An 18991-nucleotide genomic window follows, 5' to 3' on the forward strand; every position below is an offset into this window, starting at 1 on the left:
CTGCGTCCGGTGTGCTATCAGAATCTGCCCGACGCGCTGCGTCCCGAAGCGCTCAAGGAGGCCAATCCGCTGGGCCTCAAGCGGCTTTACGACGGAAGGCGCGAAGGCTGAGCGGCGCGAGTGATGCATGACCCGACGGGATGGCTTCGGCCGTCCCGTCGTTCTATAAGCCTCCTTTTACTGCGATTGGCGGCGTACTAACGTCCGTTCTCATCAAGAGGTTGCTCGGTCAACTCCCGCAAGTGCTCGATCAACGCCTGCGCTGCCGTCGACAGCGGTTCGTCACGCCGAGTAATGATCCCGTAATAGTCGAGAGGTTTGCCGATGATGCGCTCGAGCAGCACATATTGGCCACTTTCCAGCGGTCGCCGCAGTATCGAATGCGGCAGTACCGCCAGCATGTCGGAATTCAGCAGGAGCTGCAGGGTGGCCTGGATGGACGTGGTTTCGACGATATCACTGGGCGAGGCGATGCCCTCCGCCGCCAGCGCCGCCTCGAACACACCGCGCATCGGGCTGGTCATTGGATGCAGGATCCACGGCCAGCGACTGAGGTTTTCAATATCCGGCATGCCATGGCCTGTCGCCAGCGGGTGACCTTGACGAACCACGACACGCAGCGGCTCGTCACGCAAGGGCTCGAAGTCGAACTGATTATGCTGGTCGACATGGGTCAGGCGGCCGATCACCAGATCGAGCCGCTTGTATTCGAGTTCGGTCAATAAACGATCGCTGGTCTGCTCTTGCAGGCTAATCGACAGCCGGGGTCTCTGGCGCTTGAGTCGCGCAATCGCCGCCGGCAGGATTTCCGGCGCCGCTGCGACAATCGCACCGATCAGCAACTGCCCGTACCCCCCCTCGCGTAGATCATTGATATCACTGACCAGCCGATCCGCCTCGTTGAGCATAATGCGAGCATGACGTACGACATGCGCTCCCAGCTCCGTCAGGATCATGGCTCGCGGTTGGCGCACGAATATTGCAAAGCCGAAGAAGCCTTCGAGATCCTTGAGTATCTTGCTGGCCGCCGGCTGGCTGAGATGCATCCGGCGCGCCGTTACATGCATGTTGCGACTGTCTGCCAAGGTGGTCAGTAGCACGAGATGCTTGAACCTTAACCAACCGGTCAGTTGGATCGACGTATCCGGGGGCATGAGATTTTGCGCCGGCAATGGTACAGCCTAAACGATAACCCAAGGTAATCGGTAGCACAAAAACTTCAATTGGCCGTTATTGAACGACAAGCCTAGCCTAAACGAGGCGTGCTCGCCAAACCCATGGTGGCTAACACTTTTCCTAACAGCCAGGTAACGCCTGCAATGACCCAGATCATCCATCTAGAAGCCAGAGACGTCCGCTTTCCCACCTCGCGACAGCTCGATGGCTCGGATGCCATGAACGAGGCGCCGGACTATTCGGCGACCTATGTCACGCTCACGACCGACGCCGACGACGCCCATCAGGGACACGGCCTGACGTTCACCATCGGCCGCGGCAACGATGTCTGCGTCATGGCCGTCGAGGCCCTGGCCTCGCGTATCGTGGGGCGCGATCTCGAGGCCATCACCGCCGAGATGGGAGCGTTCTGGCGCGACCTCACCAGCGGCGACAGCCAGCTGCGCTGGCTGGGGCCGGAGAAGGGCGTGATGCACCTGGCCGCCGCCGCCATCGTCAATGCCGTGTGGGACCTGTGGGCGAAGCGTGAAGGCAAGCCGGTATGGAAGCTGTTGGTCGACATGACCCCGGAGCAGCTGGTCCGCTGCCTGGACTTTCGCTTCGTCACCGATGCCCTTACGCCGCAGGAGGCCATCGCCCTGCTCAAGCGCCGCGAGGCCGGCAAGGCAGAACGCGAGGCCCACATGCGCGCCGAGGGCTATCCCGCTTACACCACCTCCGCCGGTTGGTTAGGCTACTCCGAGGACAAGATGCGCCGCCTGGCGCGCGAGGCGCTGGCCGAGGGCTGGACGCACTTCAAGCAGAAGGTCGGCGGCAATCTCGAGGAAGACCGTCAGCGTGCGCGCATCCTGCGCGAGGAGATCGGCTGGGATCGAGCACTGATGATGGACGCCAACCAGATGTGGGAAGTCGACGAAGCCGTCGCCAACATGCGTGATCTGGCCGAGTTCGACCCGCTGTGGATCGAGGAACCCACCAGCCCCGACGACATCCTCGGTCACGCCGACATCCGTCGCCGCCTGGCCCCTATCGGGGTCGCCACCGGCGAGCATTGCCATAACCGGGTGATGTTCAAGCAACTGCTGCAAGCCGGCGCCATCGACTATTGCCAGCTCGATGCCGCGCGTCTCGGCGGGCTCAACGAAGTGATCGTGGTCATGCTCCTGGCCGCCAAGTATGACGTGCCGATCTGCCCCCACGGCGGCGGCGTGGGGCTCTGCGAGTACACCCAGCACATTTCGCTGTTCGACTACATCGCCGTGTCTGGCTCGCTGGAAGGGCGCATTCTCGAATACGTCGATCACCTCCACGAGCATTTCGTCGATCCGGTGCGCATCCAGCATGGGCGCTACCGGGTAACCGAGGCGCCGGGATACAGCATCACCATGCATGAGAAGTCCCTTTCGCATCATTGTTATCCCGACGGTGAGGCCTGGACTTCATCACAGGAGCTCAATCAATTGGCCGACTACGACTAATGGTCAAGTCACACCGGGGACATCTGGGTGTATGTTCAACATTCAGGTAGCCCAAAGCAGACATGCTGTTGGCAGCTTGCCCAGGAAACAGGAAACAGGAATTTTTTATCGTTAGGTCATGATGATATTGGTGTCATTCATGACCCATGTACCAGCACTAACCATCAGTTCCAGGAGGACAGGATGACAATAACCACAACGACTCGCTTTGTTTCCATCGTTGGCGGCGCGTTTATCGGACTCACCGCGCTAGGCGCCTCCGCGGCGACCGAGATGCCGCCGTTACCGGAAGTCACCGGCGACAAGGTCGAGGCCGAAGGCAATTTCAATATCAAGTTCAGCATCGGCACCACGAAATCGGGCGCACAATACCGCGGCCTCGAGTATTTCGAGAAAATCGTCGAGCAACGCAGCGGCGGCGACATCCAGGTCGAGCTCTTCCCCGGCGCGCAGCTAGGCGACGATCTTCAAGCTACCAGCGCCCTTCAAGCCGGCACCCTGGAAATGACCATGCCGTCTACGTCACCGCTGGTGAACATGTTCCCGAAATTCGCGGTCTTCGACTTACCCTTCTTGTTTCCGAAGCCGGAGATGGCGGATGCCGTGCTCGATGGCGAAATCGGCCAACAAATGCTCGAAGACGCTTCATCAAAGGGCTTGGTCGCCATCGGCTGGGGCGAGAACGGCTACCGCCAATTGACCAATAGCCAGCGCCCCGTCGACAGCCCTGACGATCTCGAAGGCCTCAAGATCCGCACCATGCAGAATGAAATTCATATGGATATCTGGCGGACACTGGGCGCCAACCCAACGCCGATGTCCTTCGCGGAGTTGTTCACGGCGCTTGAGCAAGGGGTCGTCGACGGCCAGGAAAACCCCTGGATCACTATCAAGTCTTCGAAGTTTAATGAAGTGCAAGACTACGCCACTGAAACCAACCACGTATACACACCATTTATCACCCTGGTGTCCAAGCGTTTCTGGGACCGCCTGCCGGAAGAATATCAGCAATTGCTGCGCGACGCGGCGACCAAGATGGGCAACTACCAGCGTGACGTCAGCCGTACGCTGAACGATCAGATAAAACTGGACCTGAAGGATTCAGGCATGCAGATCACCGAACTTACCGACGAGCAGATCAAGGTCTTCCAGAACAAGCTGGAGCCGGTCTATAAAAACTGGCGCGACGAGATTGGCGGCGAATTGATCGACCAAATTCGCACCAAAGTACAGCAGGCGCAAGCGCAGCAATAAGTCGCCCCAAACCAATACCACAAGCCTACGGGGAAGGGTGGCAACGCCCTTCCCCATTTCAGCATCATTCGTCAGCTCCCCTCTGGAGGCTTCATGAAGTCACGTTCGGGTAATGATTACTTGAATAAGTTGATAAGCGGCTTGGATATCATCATTGGACTCCTCGTCATTGGCGTAGTCATCACTGTGTCGATGAATGTCATTGGCCGCTTCGTATTCAACTACTCCTTTGCCTGGGCGGCGGAAATATCACGATTGCTCTTTATCTGGATGGTGCTGCTAGGCGCTGGCATCGCCAGCCTGACCAACGAACACGTCGCCGTGACCCTGTTCAAGGACAAGGCGCCGCCTGCCCTGCGTAAAATCTTTGCATTGCTATCGGCGACGATCATCTACGCGGTGTGTATCAGTATCTTCGTCGGCTTCGACGACATCCTTTCGGGCTACGTAAGCTCGACCCCGTTCCTGGCCATACCCCAGACAGTGCTCTATAGCGCGATGGTGGTCATGGCGGTGCTCACCGTCATCGGCAACAGCCTTTTTCTCTATAACGTCTTCAAACGAGGTGCGGCATGATCCTATGGAGCATACTCTTGGGGCTGCTCGCCTGCATCGTGATCGGCATGCCAATCTCGTTTGGCTTGGCCGCGATCAGCCTTTTCATCTTTTATGTCGCCGATTATGGACTGACCACCCTCGTCTCGCAGGCCGTCAACGGGCTGGATTCCTTTCCCTTGCTGGCCATTCCCTTGTTCATCCTCGTCGGCGAGGTGATGAGTTCGGGCGGCATCGCCAAGCGCCTGGTACGCCTGGCCAGCGCCATGGTGGGCTTCATCGCCGGCGGCCTGGGCCAAGTCACCGTATTGACGTCAATGTTCTTCGGCGGCATCAGCGGCTCCGCCGTAGCGGATGCCTCGGCGGTAGGCAGCATGATGATCAACCCGATGAAGCAACACGGCTATTCGGGACCACGCGCCACCGCCATCGTCGTCGCCGCCTCGGTGGTGGGTATCATCATTCCCCCATCAATTCCGATGATACTGTTCGGAGTGGTGACCGGCACCTCGATTTCGCAGCTCTTCATGGCCGGTATCGTGCCGGGTATTCTGATCACCATGGGCCTGGCCCTGGCGACGTACTTCCAGTCCAAGAAGACCGGCGCCGCTCAACCGTTCGATTTCCAGGAACTCGTCGCCGCACTCAAGGACTCGGTGCTCGCGTTGCTGCTGCCGTTCATCATCGTCGGGGGTATTCTCAGCGGCGTCTTCACACCCACTGAAAGCGCCGCCATCGCGCTACTCTATGCTGTTGGCGTGTCAATGTTCATTTACCGCAGCCTGACGCTCAAGGGTTTCTTCGCATTATGCGTTTCCACGGGCCGCTTGACCGGGGTGGTCCTGCTGCTGCTGGCATTTGCCAGCGTGCTGGCTTGGTTGCTGACTGCCAACCTGATTCCTCAGCAGATCGTCGTCATGCTCTCGGAGTTTTCCCAGAACAAGTACGCCATCCTCAGCGTATTGATGCTGTTTCTACTGGTTGTAGGCTTCTTCATGGACCTGACCCCGGCGATGGTCATCCTGGCGCCCTTGATGACGCCCGTAGTGGTCAAACTCGGCATCGATCCGGTCTACTTCGGGGTGATGATGTCGTTCATCCTGGGCATCGGCCTCATCACACCACCGGTGGGCACTGTGCTTTACGTAGGATGCGGGGTCGGCAGGGTCAGCCTGGAAGACCTGGTCAAGAGCCTGCTTCCCTACTACTTCACGTTGATTGCGTTGCTCATCGCGTTTCTGGCCTTTCCCGGCATAGTGCTCTGGTACAAATAGCATTTTGGAACAAGTGACTTGGTACCAATAACGCGCTGCATAAACGACATGACAGTGGAGCAAGAAATCACATGCCCATCGCCACGGCGGAACTGCATTGCTTTCTCAGCGACTTGCTCGGCAACGGCGGGGTTATCGACGCCCCCTCGGAGTTTCCTCGTTATACCAACGACTGGGCCGGCGACAAGCGCGGCGACCCCTGGATGGTTGCCCGCCCCAGCACCACCGAACAGGTCGCCGAGATCGTCACATTCTGTCATCGCCACCAGATTCCCATGGTGGCGCAGGGCGGCCATTCCGGCCTTGTCGGCGGTGCGCAACCCGACCCTGAACACCGCGAGCTGCTGATCAGTCTCGAGCGACTGAACAAGATTCGCGCTATCGATCCCATTAATTTCAGCATGAGCGTCGATAGCGGCTGCATCCTGCAGAACGTCAAGGATGCCGCCGAAGAGACCGACTGCTATTTCCCGCTCGCTCTCGGCGCACAGGGTAGCTGTCAGATCGGCGGCAACGTCTCCACCAATGCCGGCGGCCTCAACGTGCTGCGCTACGGGATGATGCGCCAGCTGGTACTGGGCCTGGAGGTGGTACTGCCCGATGGCCGGATCTGGAACGGTATGCAGGCCCTGCACAAGGACAATCGCGGCTACGATCTCAAGCAGTTGTTCATCGGTGCCGAAGGCACGCTGGGCATTGTCACGGGGGCCGTGCTCAAGCTCGTACCGCGCCCGCAGACGAGCCGCACCGCGCTGATCGCCGTGCCGGATATCGGCTCGGTGCTGGCGCTGTACGCTCAGGCACGGCGCAGTTGCTGCGACCTGCTCTCGGCATTCGAGTTGATTCCCCGCGTATGCATGGAGCTGGCATTCGAAGCGGCGCCGGACTTGCCCGACCCGCTTGGCGATGCCCATCCCATCTATGTGCTGCTGGAAGTCTCGGCCAGTGGTCCCGTAGATATAGATGCCATGATCGAGCATCTCTTCGAGACCGGCGCGGAAAAGGGTCACGTGCTGGATGGCGTGCTCGCCAGCAGCGAGACACAGGCGGCGCAGCTATGGCAGATTCGCGAAAGCATGCTGGAAGGCCAGCAGATGCGCGGTGAGCATTTGCGTACCGATATCTCGCTGCCGATTTCCGCTCTGACGGCGTTCTGCGAAGCGGCCCATCAAGCCATGCTGCAACGCTCGCCGGAGACACAGGTCCTCATGTATGGCCATATCGGCGATGGCAATTTGCATTTCAACCTCTTGCCACCTGCAACACTCGGCCTCGAGGCAAAGAAGGCCCTGCTGCATGAATTGGAGGAAGTGCTGTTCGAGCTTGTTGATACCCATCACGGCAGCATCAGTGCCGAACATGGCATCGGGCGCGTCAAGCAGGCGCCCTATCTAGCCGGTCTGTCGCTCGTGGAGCACGAGCTTCTAGAGGGCATCAAACGACTCATCGACCCCGGCGAAATCATGAACGCAGGGCGCATCTTGCCACGCCACGCCTGAGAGACGGGGACGATTGGCCGTTGCTCCCCTTGGCCACATGGGCGCTATTTCAGTTAGACGAAAGCAATTCCTCGCAGGCCATCAGCAAGTGGCAAGTCGCTAGCGGGTGGATCATACTCGAAGTATAGTCATGCTATTATCCTGTCATACAATAACGATACCATGATGAGGCCACCATGCGACTTCGAGACAAGACGGCATTGATCACCGCGGCCGGCCAAGGCATTGGCCATGCCACGGCTCTGCGCTTCGCCACCGAAGGCGCCCGCGTCATCGCCACCGATATCGACCCCGACAAGCTTGAATCCCTCGCCGCATTGCCCGGCATCGAGATACGCCATCTGGATGTGCGCGACACTGCTGCCATTCAGACCCTGGCCGAGGAGCTGCCCGCCGTGGACGTGCTCTTCAATGTTGCTGGCCATGTCGCCAGCGGCTCGCTGCTAGAGTGCGACGAGGCCGACTGGGAATTCTCCCTGGCACTCAACGTGACGGCCATGTACCGCATGATCCGTGCGTTCCTGCCCGGCATGCTCGACCAGGGCGGGGGCAGCATCATCAACATGGCGTCAGTGGCATCAAGCCTCAAGGGCGTGCCCAATCGCTTCGCCTATGGCACGAGCAAGGCCGCCGTGCTCGGATTGACCAAGTCGGTGGCGGCGGATTATCTGAGCCAGGGGGTACGCTGCAACGCGATCTGCCCGGGCACGGTCGCCTCACCATCGCTGATGGAACGCATCGCCGACCAGGCCAGCCGCCAGGGACGCACCCAGGACGAGGTCTATGGCGAGTTCGTCGCACGCCAGCCGATGGGACGGCTGGGCACGCCCGAGGAAATCGCGGCACTGGCCACCTATCTCGCCGTGGACGAGTCGGCCTATACCACCGGTACCTTTTCGGTCATCGATGGCGGCTGGCTGGCCTGACCCTGCTGGACATTCACTCGACCACAAGGAATCCCAACGCATGAAACTGCTGCGCGTCGGCCCTTCGGGCCAGGAAAAACCCGCCCTGCTCGCCGAGGACGGTACCCTTCGCGACCTGTCCGGGCAGATCGACGACCTCGCCAGCGACGTGCTGGCGCCCGCGCGACTGCACGATCTGGCGGCGCTGCCGACCGACAGCCTTCCCGTGATCGGCGCCGATACCCGCATCGGCCCCTGCGTCGGCCAGGTCGGCAAATTCATCTGCATCGGCCTCAACTACTCCGACCATGCGGCGGAAACGGGTGCCGCAGTGCCCAGCGAGCCGGTGATCTTCAACAAGTGGACCAGCGCCATCTGCGGCCCCAACGACAATGTGAAGATTCCGCGCGGCTCGCAGAAGACCGACTGGGAGGTCGAACTCGGCGTGGTGATCGGCAAGGCCGGTCGCTACATCGATGAGGTCGACGCCATGAGCCATGTCGCCGGATACTGCGTGGTCAACGACGTCTCGGAGCGCGAATTTCAGCTCGAGCGCTGCGGCAGTTGGGACAAGGGCAAGGGCTGCGATACCTTCGGCCCATTGGGCCCATGGCTGGTGACCCCTGACGAGATTGCCGATCCGCATGATTTGAGTATGTGGCTCGAGGTCGACGGCAAGCGCTATCAGCATGGCACTACGCGCACCATGGTCTATCAGGTGCCGTTTCTGATTAGTTACCTGAGCCGCTTCATGAGCCTGCAGCCGGGAGACGTGATTTCCACCGGCACGCCTCCCGGGGTGGGCATGGGTCAACAACCGCCCGTCTATCTCAAGCCGGGCCAGCAGATGCGCCTGGGCATCGACGGTCTGGGCGAGCAGTGCCAGCGCGTCGTCGCCGACGACTGAACCAGAGCCGGCCTGTCCCTTCGCCCCGGGCAAGCCGATAGGAGCCAGCATGAGCCAGACCATCGCCAGCGATACCTTCCAGCGGCCCAGCCTGCGCGTGCATGCCGCCGACAACGTTCATGTCGCCCTCAAGGACTTGCCCGCCGGGATCGAGATCGAGGACAACGGCCGTAGCGTGCGCCTGACCGAGGCCATTCGCCACAAGCACAAGTTCGCCCTGCGACCACTGGCTGTGGGCGATCTGGTGATCATGTACGGCGTCACCGTCGGCCGGGTCACCCAACCCATCGCCGAAGGCGGGGCGATCACCACCGGCAACCTCGAGCACAGCACCGACAGCGACCATGCCCAGGCGCGCCGAGCGCATTGGAACGCACCGGATGTCAGCCGCTTCCTGGGTGTCACCTTCGACGGCTATCAGCGTCCCGACGGTCGGGTCGGCACGGCCAACGTCTGGGTCGTGGTGCCGCTGGTGTTCTGCGAAAACCGCAATATCGAGGTGCTGCGCCAGTGCGTCGCCGACGCGCTCGGCGAGGATCCCTATCGCAATTACAAGCGCATGGCCCGCGAGATGCTGCATGGCCAGGCGAGCGGATCGCCTGCTGACCAGTCACCCGACGAGCGCCTGTTTCCCAACGTCGACGGCGTACGCTTTTTGACCCACACCCTGGGCTGCGGGGGTACCGACGACGACGCCCTGGCACTGTGCCAGCTGCTGGCCGGCTACATCTGTCATCCCAACGTGGCCGGTGCGACCGTGCTCAGTCTGGGCTGCCAGAAGGCACAGATCGATATGCTCAAGCAGGCCATGGCCGAGCGCGATCCCGAGGGGCTGCGTCCGGTACATTACTTCGAACAGCAGGCCTCGCGCAGCGAGGACACCCTGATCCGCGAGGCGCTGACCACCATCTTCGATGGCCTGAAGGAAGCCAACCGGATCACGCGCCAGCCAGCGTCGCTGGCGGAGCTCACCATCGGCGTCGAGTGCGGCGGTTCCGACGGCTTTTCGGGGCTGTCCGCCAATCCGACGGTCGGCGCCGTCATCGATCGCCTGGTCACCTTGGGCGGCAGCGGCATCCTTAGCGAGTTTCCCGAGCTGTGCGGCGTCGAGCATGAGCTGATTTCGCGCTGCCGCGATGACCAGATCGCCGGGCGTTTCCGCTCGCTGATGGATGCCTACCAGGCGCATGCCGCCGCCGTCGGCGCGCATTTCTCCATGAACCCCTCACCGGGCAACATTCGCGACGGCCTGATCACCGACGCGATGAAGTCTGCCGGGGCCGCCAAGAAAGGCGGCGACAGCCTGGTGGTCGACGTGCTCGACTACACCGAGCCCGCCGTACGCAAGGGGCTCAACCTGCTGTGCACGCCGGGCAACGACGTGGAATCCACTACGGCCCTGGTCGGCTCCGGCGCCAATCTGGTGATTTTCACGACCGGCCTCGGCACGCCGACCGGCAACCCCATCGCGCCGGTGCTGAAGGTCTCCAGCAACAGCGAGATGGCCCAGCGTCTGCCTGACATCATCGACTTCGATGCCGGCCCGATCATCCGCGGCGAGGCGCAGATCGCCGAGCTGGCCGATGAATTGCTGCAGCTATGCATCGATACCGCCTCGGGACGCTACCGACCCAAGGCGGTACAGCTGGGGCAATACGACTTCATCCCGTGGAAACGGGGCGTGTCGCTGTGATGCCAACGAAGAGAGGACGGTCGATTCGTCCTTTCTTTTGATTGTGATTGTCTATTCCTATCCTGAATCGGACAATCTCTCCTTGAGCTGGCGATAGGTTCCGTAGTGGCGGTCGAGGTGACGCCGCATTGCCGTTTCGGCGGCATCCGGGTCGCCGGAAGCAATGGCTTGGACAATTTCAGTATGGGCCTGCAAGGCGGCATGATCCTCGCCGTCGCGCTGCAATACCTGGGCACGCCGGTCATCGAGCCACTCCGACAAGGCATCGTGCACGGCGTTGAAGATCGGGTTGCGGGCGATGGATGCCAATACACCGTGGAAATCGTTGTCGCTGCGCTTGAAGCGTGCCTCGTCGCCCAGCGACTCGCGATTTTCCGCCACCGCCCGCTGCAGATTGTCAAGGTCTTCGCGAGATGCATGCGCGGCGGCATAGCGGGCCAGCGAAATCTCGAACATGGCCCGAGCTTCCTGAAAGTATTGCTGCCCTTCCGACTTGGAGAGCAGTTGCCGGGTCACGCCCGACAGACGCGCCATCACGGCTTCGGCGGTGGGCCGGATGACGCGCGCGCGGGTACCGCTGTTGATGGCGATCAGCCCGAGGCGCTGCAGGTAGAACAACGCTTCGCGAACCGCCGGGCGACCGACGCCGAATTGCTCCATCAGCGCGCGTTCGGCGGGCAACTGGTCGCCTTCCTTGAAACGCCCTTCGAGAATGTCTTTCTCGAGTTGCTCGGCCACCTGTTCGGAGAGCGTCTTGCGCTCCACCTTGTATCTCGTCATTCGTTACGACTCCTCGCCAAACGCATCTGCTGCCCAATGGTACTGCATGCGGCCTATACCAGCATCGGCGATGGCAACTCGAGCGTTTCCGCCAGTTGGCGGTACGCAGCCAGATTGGCCGAATCAAGGGGAATGCCTTCGGCATCGCGCCGAGCCTGACAGCGCCATTCGCGATCCCCCGGGGCCAACACTTGCCGGCCTGCCAGCGCGGGCTGGGCACGCAGATCCTCGAGATACGCCCGCATGGAACGTTCGTATGTCGCCCGATCACTGAACGCGCCAGGGTGCATGACCAGAAAGAAATGCCCTACGCCACGTGGTGTCGACATGTCCTCGCCGGTCATCGGCAGCATGCGAAAGCCGTGAATCATGCCGGTCAGCGTGGCGCTGAGGACGTCCACCATGCCGGCCAGCCCGGCACCCTTGAAGCCGAAGTCGGCACCGCCCAACGGCAATAGCGACGCGGCCCGTTGCGCATCGGTGGTCAATTCGCCATGAGCGTCGACCACCACATTGGGGGGTAGCGTCCGGCCGATGGCCCGGTACTGCTTGACCCGGTTCCACGGGATCGAGCTGGTCGCCATGTCGAGCAGGTAGGGCAGGCTGTCCGGGACCGGTGCCGCAAAGGCGATGGGGTTGGTGCCATGAAAGGGCGTCTGGCCCTGATGCAGGCTGACCAGGGCATCGGCATTGCACAGCGACAGGCCGATGTAGCCGCGCCGCGCCGCGGCCAGCGCATAGCAGCCGGCGGCGCCGAAGTGCGATGAGTTGCCTACGGCTACCGCACCGATGCCTGCCGTCTCGGCCAGTTCGATGGCATGCTCGATGGCCCGGTAACCGGCCAAATGGCCGAAGCCGTCATCGGCGTCCAGGTAGCCCGTGGCCGCCAGGCGACGTGTGAACGTCAGCGTCGGCCGTCTCTTGACCCGCCCCCCTTTCACCGCCTGTACGTAATGCGGCAACAGGCGCAGCCCATGGCTGTCGGTACCCATGCGCGACGCCGTCACCAAGGCACGGGTGACGGCCTCCGTCGAAGCCTCGTCGATTTCACAGCGCAACAGCACGCGCTGCATGAAATCTTCCAGTTCGCTAACGGCAATACGCGCCACAATGTCTTCTGACATGGGATCCGAGTTCCTCAGCGATAGATCAGTTCGGGCAGCCACATGGACAGCGCCGGAATGAAGGTCACCATCAGCAGCGCAACGATCAGCGGCACGAGAAACGGCAGCGTGCCGCGCATGCAGCGTTCGAAAGGAATGTTCGAGACTCTCGACAGCACGTAGAGCACCATGCCGACAGGCGGCGTCAGCAGGCCGATCATCAGGTTAAGGATCATGATCACCCCGAAGTGGACCGGGTCGACACCGGACGCCACCGCCAGCGGCAGCAGCACCGGCACCAGGATAGTAATGGCGGCAATGGTTTCCATGAAGCAGCCGACGATGAGCAGCACGACATTGATAATGATCAGGGTGGCCACAGGGTTATCGGCAAGGGGACCGAGCAGGCCAACCACTTGCTGAGCAACCTGATTGCTGGTCAGGATCCAGGCAAAGATGGAGGCGCCGGCGACGATCAGCAAGATCACCGCGGTCGTTTCGATGGTTTCCATACTGACCTGGAACAAGCGCCGCCAGGTCAGGATGCGATACACCACGCCACCCAGAAAGAGCGCATAAACCACGGCGGCGATCGCAGCTTCAGTGGGAGTAAAGACACCCGTCATGATGCCGCCGACGATGATTATCGGGGTAAACAGCGACGGTATGGCGCGCTTGAAAGTCTGCCATAGCACCGACCACGAGAAAGCCGCGTCACGCTGATAGCCACGCCGCCTTGCCAGGAAGAATATCATCAGCATCAGCGCAAGGCCCATCAGCAGCCCGGGGATCAAGCCGGCCACGAACAACTGGCCCACCGATACCGAAGCCATGACACCATAGATCACCATCGGCAGACTGGGCGGAATGATGGGACCAATGGTCGATGACGCCGCTGTGATGCCCACCGCAAATTCCTGATCGTAACCGGCATCGCGCATTGCCTTGATCTCGATGGTGCCCAGACCGCCGGCATCGGCCACGGCGGCACCCGACATGCCGGAGAAGACGATGCTGGCACCGACGTTGACGTGACCCAGGCCGCCACGCATCCAGCCCATCAGCGCCTTGGCAAAGTCGAAAATACGGTTGGTGATGCCGCCGTTATTCATCAGATTGCCGGCGAGTATAAAGAAGGGGATGGCCAGTAGCGGAAAGCTATCGATACCGCTGATCATGCGCTGAGCGACCACCACCTCGGGCACGCTCCCGCTCAACACCACATAGAGCAGACTGGCTCCCCCCAGGCAGACGGCAATCGGCACGCCAAGTACCAGCAGGGTGAAAAGCATGACGAAGAGAAAAAGCAAATACTGCTCGGTAAGTGCCAGGGCGATGCAGCCGAGGATGGCAAGCGCCGCGACCACCGGTGATACCAGAGCGCCGCGCCCCCTCAGGGCCAGGATATTGGACATGGACAGGCTCTCTCGGTCGACGTTATCACTGTGAATCCAGCAACTCGCTGGTACCGCTTTGCCAGTGGCGGATGGCTACCTGGATGGCGCGCACCAGCATCAGCACGAACCCCAGCATCACGATGTAATAGAGATAGCTCTTGGGGATATCCACGGAGGCCATCAGCGCCGTGGTCAGGTCAGCCAGCTTGAAGGTGAGCCAGGTCATGGCGGCAAAGAAGGCGATGTTGGCCAGATCCACCAGTGTCGAAGCTGTACGGGCCATCCAGAACGGCATGTAGCGATAGAAGAACTCGACGGCGATCTGGGAGCCCTTGCGCACTGTCATGGCAGCGCCCATGAAGCCCACCATTACCAAGAGGTAGCGCGCCATTTCCTCTGTCCAGGCGATGGAGTTTCCGAGTACATAGCGGCTAAAGAACTGGACAAAGACATCCAGCGCCAATAACCAGAATACTCCTAACGTCAGGTAGTCCTCCAGGCCATGGTCCCTCGCGTTGAAGGGAGCTTCCTCGGGCAAGTTTAAGGCGGTCGCCGCGTCTCGATCTGCTTGGTTCATGTCAGATTCCCACGCACCACTCCCAACTTGGGGGTGGTGCGATATTCAGGATTTAACAGGAGAATTACTGGCCGATAGCCTGCAGACGGTCGAAGGTTTCCTTGTCCCAAGTCGCGGCATCGCCATTGAGATAAGGCAGGACCGCCTCCCGGAAGGGCTTGGTATCCACTTCATTGACGGTCACGCCCTGATTCTCGAACCACGCCACCAGGTCCTCCTCGGACTGACGCACGTCATCGGTAATCTTTTCGGCGGCTTGCTTGTATACGTCGCGGAAGATCTGCTTGTCCTCATCCGACAGGCGGTTCCACAGCGGTCCGCCGGCGATGGTCAGCAGCGAGTCGGTGATATGCCCGGTGAGGTTGATATAGTCTTGAACCTCGTAGAATTTCTTGGCTTTGATGGTGAGCAGGGGGTTCTCTTGCGCGTCGACCACGCCCTGCTGCAGAGCCAGATAGACTTCAGAAAAGGCGATAGGGGTGGGGTTGGCGCCGACTGCCTCGGGGAACAGCATGTACATGGGAGCGTTGGGCGTGCGGATCTTCAGATTCTGCATGTCCTCAGGCGTGTTGATCGGCTTATTGGAAGTGACGTGGCGTTTGCCGTAGTAGTTCAGCGCCAGCGGCACATTGCCGGTGGCGTCCTGGTAGCCTTGAGCGATCTCCTTGAAAAGATCGCTATTGGCATAGGCTTGCCAGTGATCGAAGTCGCGGAACATGTAAGGCGCACCGGCAATGCCGATAGGACCGTAGAAGCGCCCGGCGAACTGATTGCCTGTGTAGATCAGGTCCACGGTACCGAGCTGTAGTGCCTCGTTGATATCCGCTTCCTTGCCCAGCGATGAGGCCGGATAGACCTCTATGGTATAGCGGCCGTCTGTACGCTCCTCGATCTGCTCCGCTGCCCACAGGGCCCACTTCTGATAGGGCGTCGAGGTCTCGTACACGTGGGCGAATTTCAGCGTTTCGGCCTGGGCCTGGGTTGCACCGGCCAGGCTGACGCCACCCGCGACCAGTATGGCGGTTATCAGCCGGGGCAGCTTGAACTGACGTTGTGGCTTGTCGCTCATCTTGTACTCCTACATTCGTTGGATTTGTTTTATTGGTAGCGGAATCGGTGGTACCCGCGTGCTTAACTGCACATATGGCTGTATACGTATCATACCAGCAGCTTCAAATTAGTCCTTGCCGCAGCGACGCGCAAGCACTGCAAAGCCTTGCGGCGCTCGCCTTTAGTGGAAGTCGCGGTGCAAGCGCTTTAACAAGTCCGGTGTCCCAAAGCCGCCGGCCTTGGTCATCACCAAGCGATGCGGATCTCCATCGAGGTGCCCCAAGGCCACGCCCGGCGCCCATTCCCCCGCCAGCACGACTTGCCTGGCCCCTAGATGTCCGAGGACGGCCATGGCCGTGTCGCCACCGGTCAGGAACAGCAACGGGTTGCGACCCGGCTCGCCAGCCAGCAATCCACTGACGCAACGCGCCATGCCCCGGGCGACCTGCTCTGCAGTGAAACGTGCCGACGGCTGGCGTTCGGGCATAACCAGGCGCTGCTGCGCCGGACCGGGTGCTAGCCCCTCGTCGTCCATGGCATGCATGACCGGTAAATCCGGCGCCGCCTCGCACAAGCAAGCAACCTGGCGGCGCGCCTGATCACAGCGCGACCCGACAACCAACAGCAGGGCATCCACGGGAGGCGACAGACGCGCCTCAGCTGCCGGAAACAGGCTTCTCGACAATGCTTCGGTCAGCCCCGATGCCCCGACAGCCAGCCAGCGCCGCGGGTATTCGAGCAGACGCTGGGCCAGCGCCTGGAGATCGGCGTCGCTCACGGCATCCACAATCGCGTCGGGCTCACCCGACACGCTGCCTGCCGGCAGGCTCGGAACAGCTAGCCCCCCGCGCTCGAACAGGGTCGCCAGTGGCTCGACGGGCGGCGCCGAGCGTGCATCCCGCCCAGAGTCCGACGCCGTCAAAGGCTCGTCATGCACATAGACCTGACCGCCACGCAGCGTGCGTCCCTGGACGGGGACGGCGGGACACACCAGCAGCCCACGTCCACTACTGCGCCGCGCGGCCAGACATTCCGCGACGACGTTACCGCGCAGCGTCGAGTCGACTTTCTTGAAAAGAAGGTGCGGTGCGAGGGGAAGCAGTCTCTCGAAGGCCTCGGCGACCCGTTTCGCGGCCTGATCGGCGGTCAGATGACGCGACTCGGTATTGATTGCCAGCACGTCGGGCAGGTTGCCCTGAGCAAGGACCTCGGCGAGATGCTCCAGTGCAAGGACGACGCTGGTCTGCGCACCGCGACGAGCAAACGGTGCCGCGGCATCCATCGCCCCGGTCAGGTCATCGGCGACGATCGCCACGACAAGCTCAGTCAAGGTGGAGTCCTCTCGCCAGTTGCCGGGCATAGGCGATGGCCGCCTTCATGTTGGTGGCATCCGCCCTGCCCTGCCAGGCAATGTCGAAGGCCGTGCCATGATCCACCGAGGTACGCTTGATCGGCAGGCCCAGGCTGACATTGACGGTGGTGTCGAAGGCGATCAGCTTGACCGGGATATGACCCTGGTCGTGATACTGCGCCACCACCAGATCGAACTCGCCACGGCTGGCACGGTAGAATACCGTGTCGGCGGAGATCGGCCCCCGCACCTCGTAGCCTGCCTGACAAAGCTTCTCCACCGCCGGGCGAATGATGCGTTCGTCCTCGTCGCCGAAGATGCCCCCCTCGCCGCAATGCGGGTTGAGCCCCGCCACGGCGATACGCGGCGCGGCCCTACCCAATTGGCGAAGATGCTCGTGTCCAGCCTTGACGGTCGCCTCGATGCGCTCGATCGTGACCCGCGAGATCGCCTCCTTCAGCGAAACGTGAGTCGACACGTGGATCGTCGACAGCGTTTTTGAGGCCAGCAGCATGAACGACGCCGGCGCCCCGGTCAGCGACGCCAGCATGCCGGTATGGCCATCGTAATAGCGCTCGGCGGCATGCAGCGCCGCCTTGTTGAGCGGCGCGGTGACGATTACGCCGGCCTGCCCGGCCTGGACCAGCTTTACGGCGCGCTCGACGCAACGAAACGCCATTTCTCCGGCGGCGGCACTGATCTCGCCATCGGGTATCAGGGCGTCGAGCGGCTTATCGACCTGGGCCACCGCAATGCTGTCGGGCGATGCCGCCTCCGGCGCATCGAGCCCATGGAATGTCAGCCTGGCATCGATCGTGGCCGCCGCCCTGGCAAAGATATCGATATTTCCCACCAGTAGCGTGCCCGACCGTTCCTCATCGGACATGCCGACCAAGGCGCGGCAAATGATTTCCGGCCCGATCCCGGCCGGGTCGCCCATGGTGATGGCAATCGCAGAAGGGGCTTGTGTCGTCATGGCATCGACTGTCCGCCGTTGACCTCGATGACCTGGCCGGTCACATAGACACTGAGTGCGTCGCTGACCGGGCACAGATAGGCACCGATCCCTCGACTTTCCCCGGCAATCGGGACCCGCCTGCCCCGAGACGGCTCATGCATCGTGCGCTCCTTTTTCTCGATGTCTGTTAATGGCATACCTGTCATACAAACTGATAATAGTAGGTCATGCATCAAGCGTCATTGCGACGATCGTTTCACCGAGCAGGAAAAGCGTTATGGCCAGGAATCGAGACAGCCGCTTCATGTCACCCAGGCTCGCTCTGACTGACGACACATGAGATCAGCAAAAGCCTGCTCGGCGAACCTCGCCATGCTGTCTCACGGGCGCTGCTGCAGGGCCAGCTTGATGCCAAGCGCCATAAGGACCGTGCCGGTAACGCCATCGAGGACGCGCGACACCCAGCGCTTGGCCAGCCAGGTGCCGGCTCGGCCGACCAGCAGGACGATGGCGATCTGCCAGAGATTGGCGATCACGAAATGCACCCCGGCCAGCCACAGCGACTTGAGCAGCGCCGGGTCGCTCGGCGCGATGAACTGCGGCAGGAACGCCATGTAGAAGATTACGGTCTTGGGATTGAGAACATTGGAGAGAAAGCCCTCGCGTATGGACAACATGACCGGTACGTTGCGCCTTGGCGTATCCACCGCGGCAACCGGGAGCGGATTGCCGCGCCGCATGCCGAGCAGGTTCTGCACGCCCAGCCACACCAGGTAGGCGGCGCCCGCCAGCTTGAGCAGCCCGAAGGCCCAGGCCGATTGCACCAGGATCAGCGAGATGCCCAGCGCCGATACCGCGGCGTGCACGAACAACCCGCAGCAGATGGCCACGCTGGTGATGACGCCGTCGCGCACTCCGCCGCGGGCAGTGTTGCGGATCACCAGCAAGGTGTCCACACCGGGAGTCATGCTCAGCAGGGTGATCGCCACCACGAAGGGCAGGAATTGAGCATCAATCATGCATCGTCCCCTCTC

General features: G+C 61.4%; 18 protein-coding genes. 8 read left to right on the forward strand and 10 right to left on the reverse strand.

The window, feature by feature from the left end:
- Positions 1-197 precede the first annotated feature (197 nt).
- Entirely contained in the window at positions 198-1172 is a 975-nt protein-coding gene (locus K7I12_RS12025; protein WP_231664250.1) for a LysR substrate-binding domain-containing protein, read from the reverse strand.
- Between the two features lie 147 nt (positions 1173-1319).
- Between K7I12_RS12025 and K7I12_RS12030 the strand changes: the two genes are divergently transcribed.
- From K7I12_RS12030 to K7I12_RS12065, 8 genes are all read left to right on the forward strand, one after another.
- Positions 1320-2654 (forward strand): L-fuconate dehydratase, encoded by a 1335-nt coding sequence (locus K7I12_RS12030; protein WP_231664251.1) that lies wholly within the window; start codon positions 1320-1322, stop codon positions 2652-2654.
- Between the two features lie 183 nt (positions 2655-2837).
- Positions 2838-3908: a TRAP transporter substrate-binding protein gene (locus K7I12_RS12035; protein WP_231664252.1), complete on the forward strand. Its 1071-nt coding sequence runs from the start codon at positions 2838-2840 to the stop codon at positions 3906-3908.
- A gap of 93 nt (positions 3909-4001) precedes the next feature.
- A complete protein-coding gene (locus K7I12_RS12040; RefSeq protein ID WP_231664253.1) occupies positions 4002-4484 on the forward strand; it encodes a TRAP transporter small permease in 483 nt (160 codons plus the stop codon).
- 17 nt (positions 4485-4501) lie between these two features.
- A complete protein-coding gene (locus K7I12_RS12045) occupies positions 4502-5737 on the forward strand; it encodes a TRAP transporter large permease (protein WP_231664254.1) in 1236 nt (411 codons plus the stop codon).
- 71 nt (positions 5738-5808) lie between these two features.
- Positions 5809-7236 (forward strand): FAD-binding oxidoreductase, encoded by a 1428-nt coding sequence (locus tag K7I12_RS12050; RefSeq protein ID WP_231664255.1) that lies wholly within the window; start codon positions 5809-5811, stop codon positions 7234-7236.
- Between the two features lie 176 nt (positions 7237-7412).
- Entirely contained in the window at positions 7413-8162 is a 750-nt protein-coding gene (locus tag K7I12_RS12055; protein WP_231664256.1) for an SDR family oxidoreductase, read from the forward strand.
- A 40-nt stretch (positions 8163-8202) separates the two neighbouring features.
- A complete protein-coding gene (locus tag K7I12_RS12060) occupies positions 8203-9048 on the forward strand; it encodes a fumarylacetoacetate hydrolase family protein (protein WP_031382867.1) in 846 nt (281 codons plus the stop codon).
- A 49-nt stretch (positions 9049-9097) separates the two neighbouring features.
- The gene (locus tag K7I12_RS12065; RefSeq protein WP_031382866.1) at positions 9098-10741 is read left to right on the forward strand and encodes a UxaA family hydrolase; all 1644 of its coding nucleotides are present in this window, start codon (positions 9098-9100) and stop codon (positions 10739-10741) included.
- Positions 10742-10798: 57 nt separating this feature from the next.
- Here K7I12_RS12065 and nanR read toward each other — a convergent pair whose 3' ends face one another.
- The 9 genes from nanR to K7I12_RS12110 all read right to left on the reverse strand — a co-directional run bounded on the left by nanR (position 10799) and on the right by K7I12_RS12110 (position 18976).
- The gene (nanR, locus tag K7I12_RS12070; protein WP_031382865.1) at positions 10799-11521 is read right to left on the reverse strand and encodes a transcriptional regulator NanR; all 723 of its coding nucleotides are present in this window, start codon (positions 11519-11521) and stop codon (positions 10799-10801) included.
- A gap of 53 nt (positions 11522-11574) precedes the next feature.
- Positions 11575-12645: an Ldh family oxidoreductase gene (locus K7I12_RS12075; protein WP_031382864.1), complete on the reverse strand. Its 1071-nt coding sequence runs from the start codon at positions 12643-12645 to the stop codon at positions 11575-11577.
- A 14-nt stretch (positions 12646-12659) separates the two neighbouring features.
- Entirely contained in the window at positions 12660-14039 is a 1380-nt protein-coding gene (locus tag K7I12_RS12080) for a TRAP transporter large permease (RefSeq protein ID WP_231664257.1), read from the reverse strand.
- 25 nt (positions 14040-14064) lie between these two features.
- Positions 14065-14598 (reverse strand): TRAP transporter small permease, encoded by a 534-nt coding sequence (locus K7I12_RS12085; RefSeq protein ID WP_231664259.1) that lies wholly within the window; start codon positions 14596-14598, stop codon positions 14065-14067.
- A gap of 64 nt (positions 14599-14662) precedes the next feature.
- Entirely contained in the window at positions 14663-15667 is a 1005-nt protein-coding gene (locus K7I12_RS12090; protein WP_031382861.1) for a sialic acid TRAP transporter substrate-binding protein SiaP, read from the reverse strand.
- Between the two features lie 162 nt (positions 15668-15829).
- Entirely contained in the window at positions 15830-16978 is a 1149-nt protein-coding gene (locus K7I12_RS12095) for a four-carbon acid sugar kinase family protein (RefSeq protein WP_231664260.1), read from the reverse strand.
- Entirely contained in the window at positions 16971-17975 is a 1005-nt protein-coding gene (gene pdxA / locus K7I12_RS12100; RefSeq protein ID WP_231664261.1) for a 4-hydroxythreonine-4-phosphate dehydrogenase PdxA, read from the reverse strand. The genes K7I12_RS12095 and pdxA overlap by 8 nt, the downstream gene beginning before the upstream one ends.
- The gene (locus K7I12_RS12105) at positions 17972-18118 is read right to left on the reverse strand and encodes a hypothetical protein (protein WP_231664262.1); all 147 of its coding nucleotides are present in this window, start codon (positions 18116-18118) and stop codon (positions 17972-17974) included. Before K7I12_RS12105 ends, pdxA begins: the two co-directional genes overlap by 4 nt.
- A gap of 219 nt (positions 18119-18337) precedes the next feature.
- Positions 18338-18976, reverse strand: coding sequence for a LysE family translocator (locus K7I12_RS12110; protein ID WP_231664263.1), 639 nt, complete (start codon positions 18974-18976; stop codon positions 18338-18340).
- Between the last annotated feature and the right edge of the window lie 15 nt (positions 18977-18991).

Origin of the sequence: Halomonas sp. IOP_31, from assembly GCF_021151495.1 — a bacterium.
Classification (GTDB): domain Bacteria; phylum Pseudomonadota; class Gammaproteobacteria; order Pseudomonadales; family Halomonadaceae; genus Modicisalibacter; species Modicisalibacter zincidurans.

Coding starts and splice junctions, on each gene's coding strand:
- K7I12_RS12080 (WP_231664257.1), bottom strand. CDS start 14,039: ATGTCCAATATCCTGGCCCTGAGGGGGCGCGGCGCTCTGGTATCACCG.
- K7I12_RS12060 (WP_031382867.1), top strand. CDS start 8,203: ATGAAACTGCTGCGCGTCGGCCCTTCGGGCCAGGAAAAACCCGCCCTG.
- K7I12_RS12035 (WP_231664252.1), top strand. CDS start 2,838: ATGACAATAACCACAACGACTCGCTTTGTTTCCATCGTTGGCGGCGCG.
- K7I12_RS12105 (WP_231664262.1), bottom strand. CDS start 18,118: ATGCATGAGCCGTCTCGGGGCAGGCGGGTCCCGATTGCCGGGGAAAGT.
- K7I12_RS12085 (WP_231664259.1), bottom strand. CDS start 14,598: ATGAACCAAGCAGATCGAGACGCGGCGACCGCCTTAAACTTGCCCGAG.
- K7I12_RS12040 (WP_231664253.1), top strand. CDS start 4,002: ATGAAGTCACGTTCGGGTAATGATTACTTGAATAAGTTGATAAGCGGC.
- K7I12_RS12050 (WP_231664255.1), top strand. CDS start 5,809: ATGCCCATCGCCACGGCGGAACTGCATTGCTTTCTCAGCGACTTGCTC.
- K7I12_RS12075 (WP_031382864.1), bottom strand. CDS start 12,645: ATGTCAGAAGACATTGTGGCGCGTATTGCCGTTAGCGAACTGGAAGAT.
- K7I12_RS12055 (WP_231664256.1), top strand. CDS start 7,413: ATGCGACTTCGAGACAAGACGGCATTGATCACCGCGGCCGGCCAAGGC.
- K7I12_RS12110 (WP_231664263.1), bottom strand. CDS start 18,976: ATGATTGATGCTCAATTCCTGCCCTTCGTGGTGGCGATCACCCTGCTG.
- K7I12_RS12090 (WP_031382861.1), bottom strand. CDS start 15,667: ATGAGCGACAAGCCACAACGTCAGTTCAAGCTGCCCCGGCTGATAACC.
- pdxA (WP_231664261.1), bottom strand. CDS start 17,975: ATGACGACACAAGCCCCTTCTGCGATTGCCATCACCATGGGCGACCCG.
- K7I12_RS12030 (WP_231664251.1), top strand. CDS start 1,320: ATGACCCAGATCATCCATCTAGAAGCCAGAGACGTCCGCTTTCCCACC.
- K7I12_RS12065 (WP_031382866.1), top strand. CDS start 9,098: ATGAGCCAGACCATCGCCAGCGATACCTTCCAGCGGCCCAGCCTGCGC.
- nanR (WP_031382865.1), bottom strand. CDS start 11,521: ATGACGAGATACAAGGTGGAGCGCAAGACGCTCTCCGAACAGGTGGCC.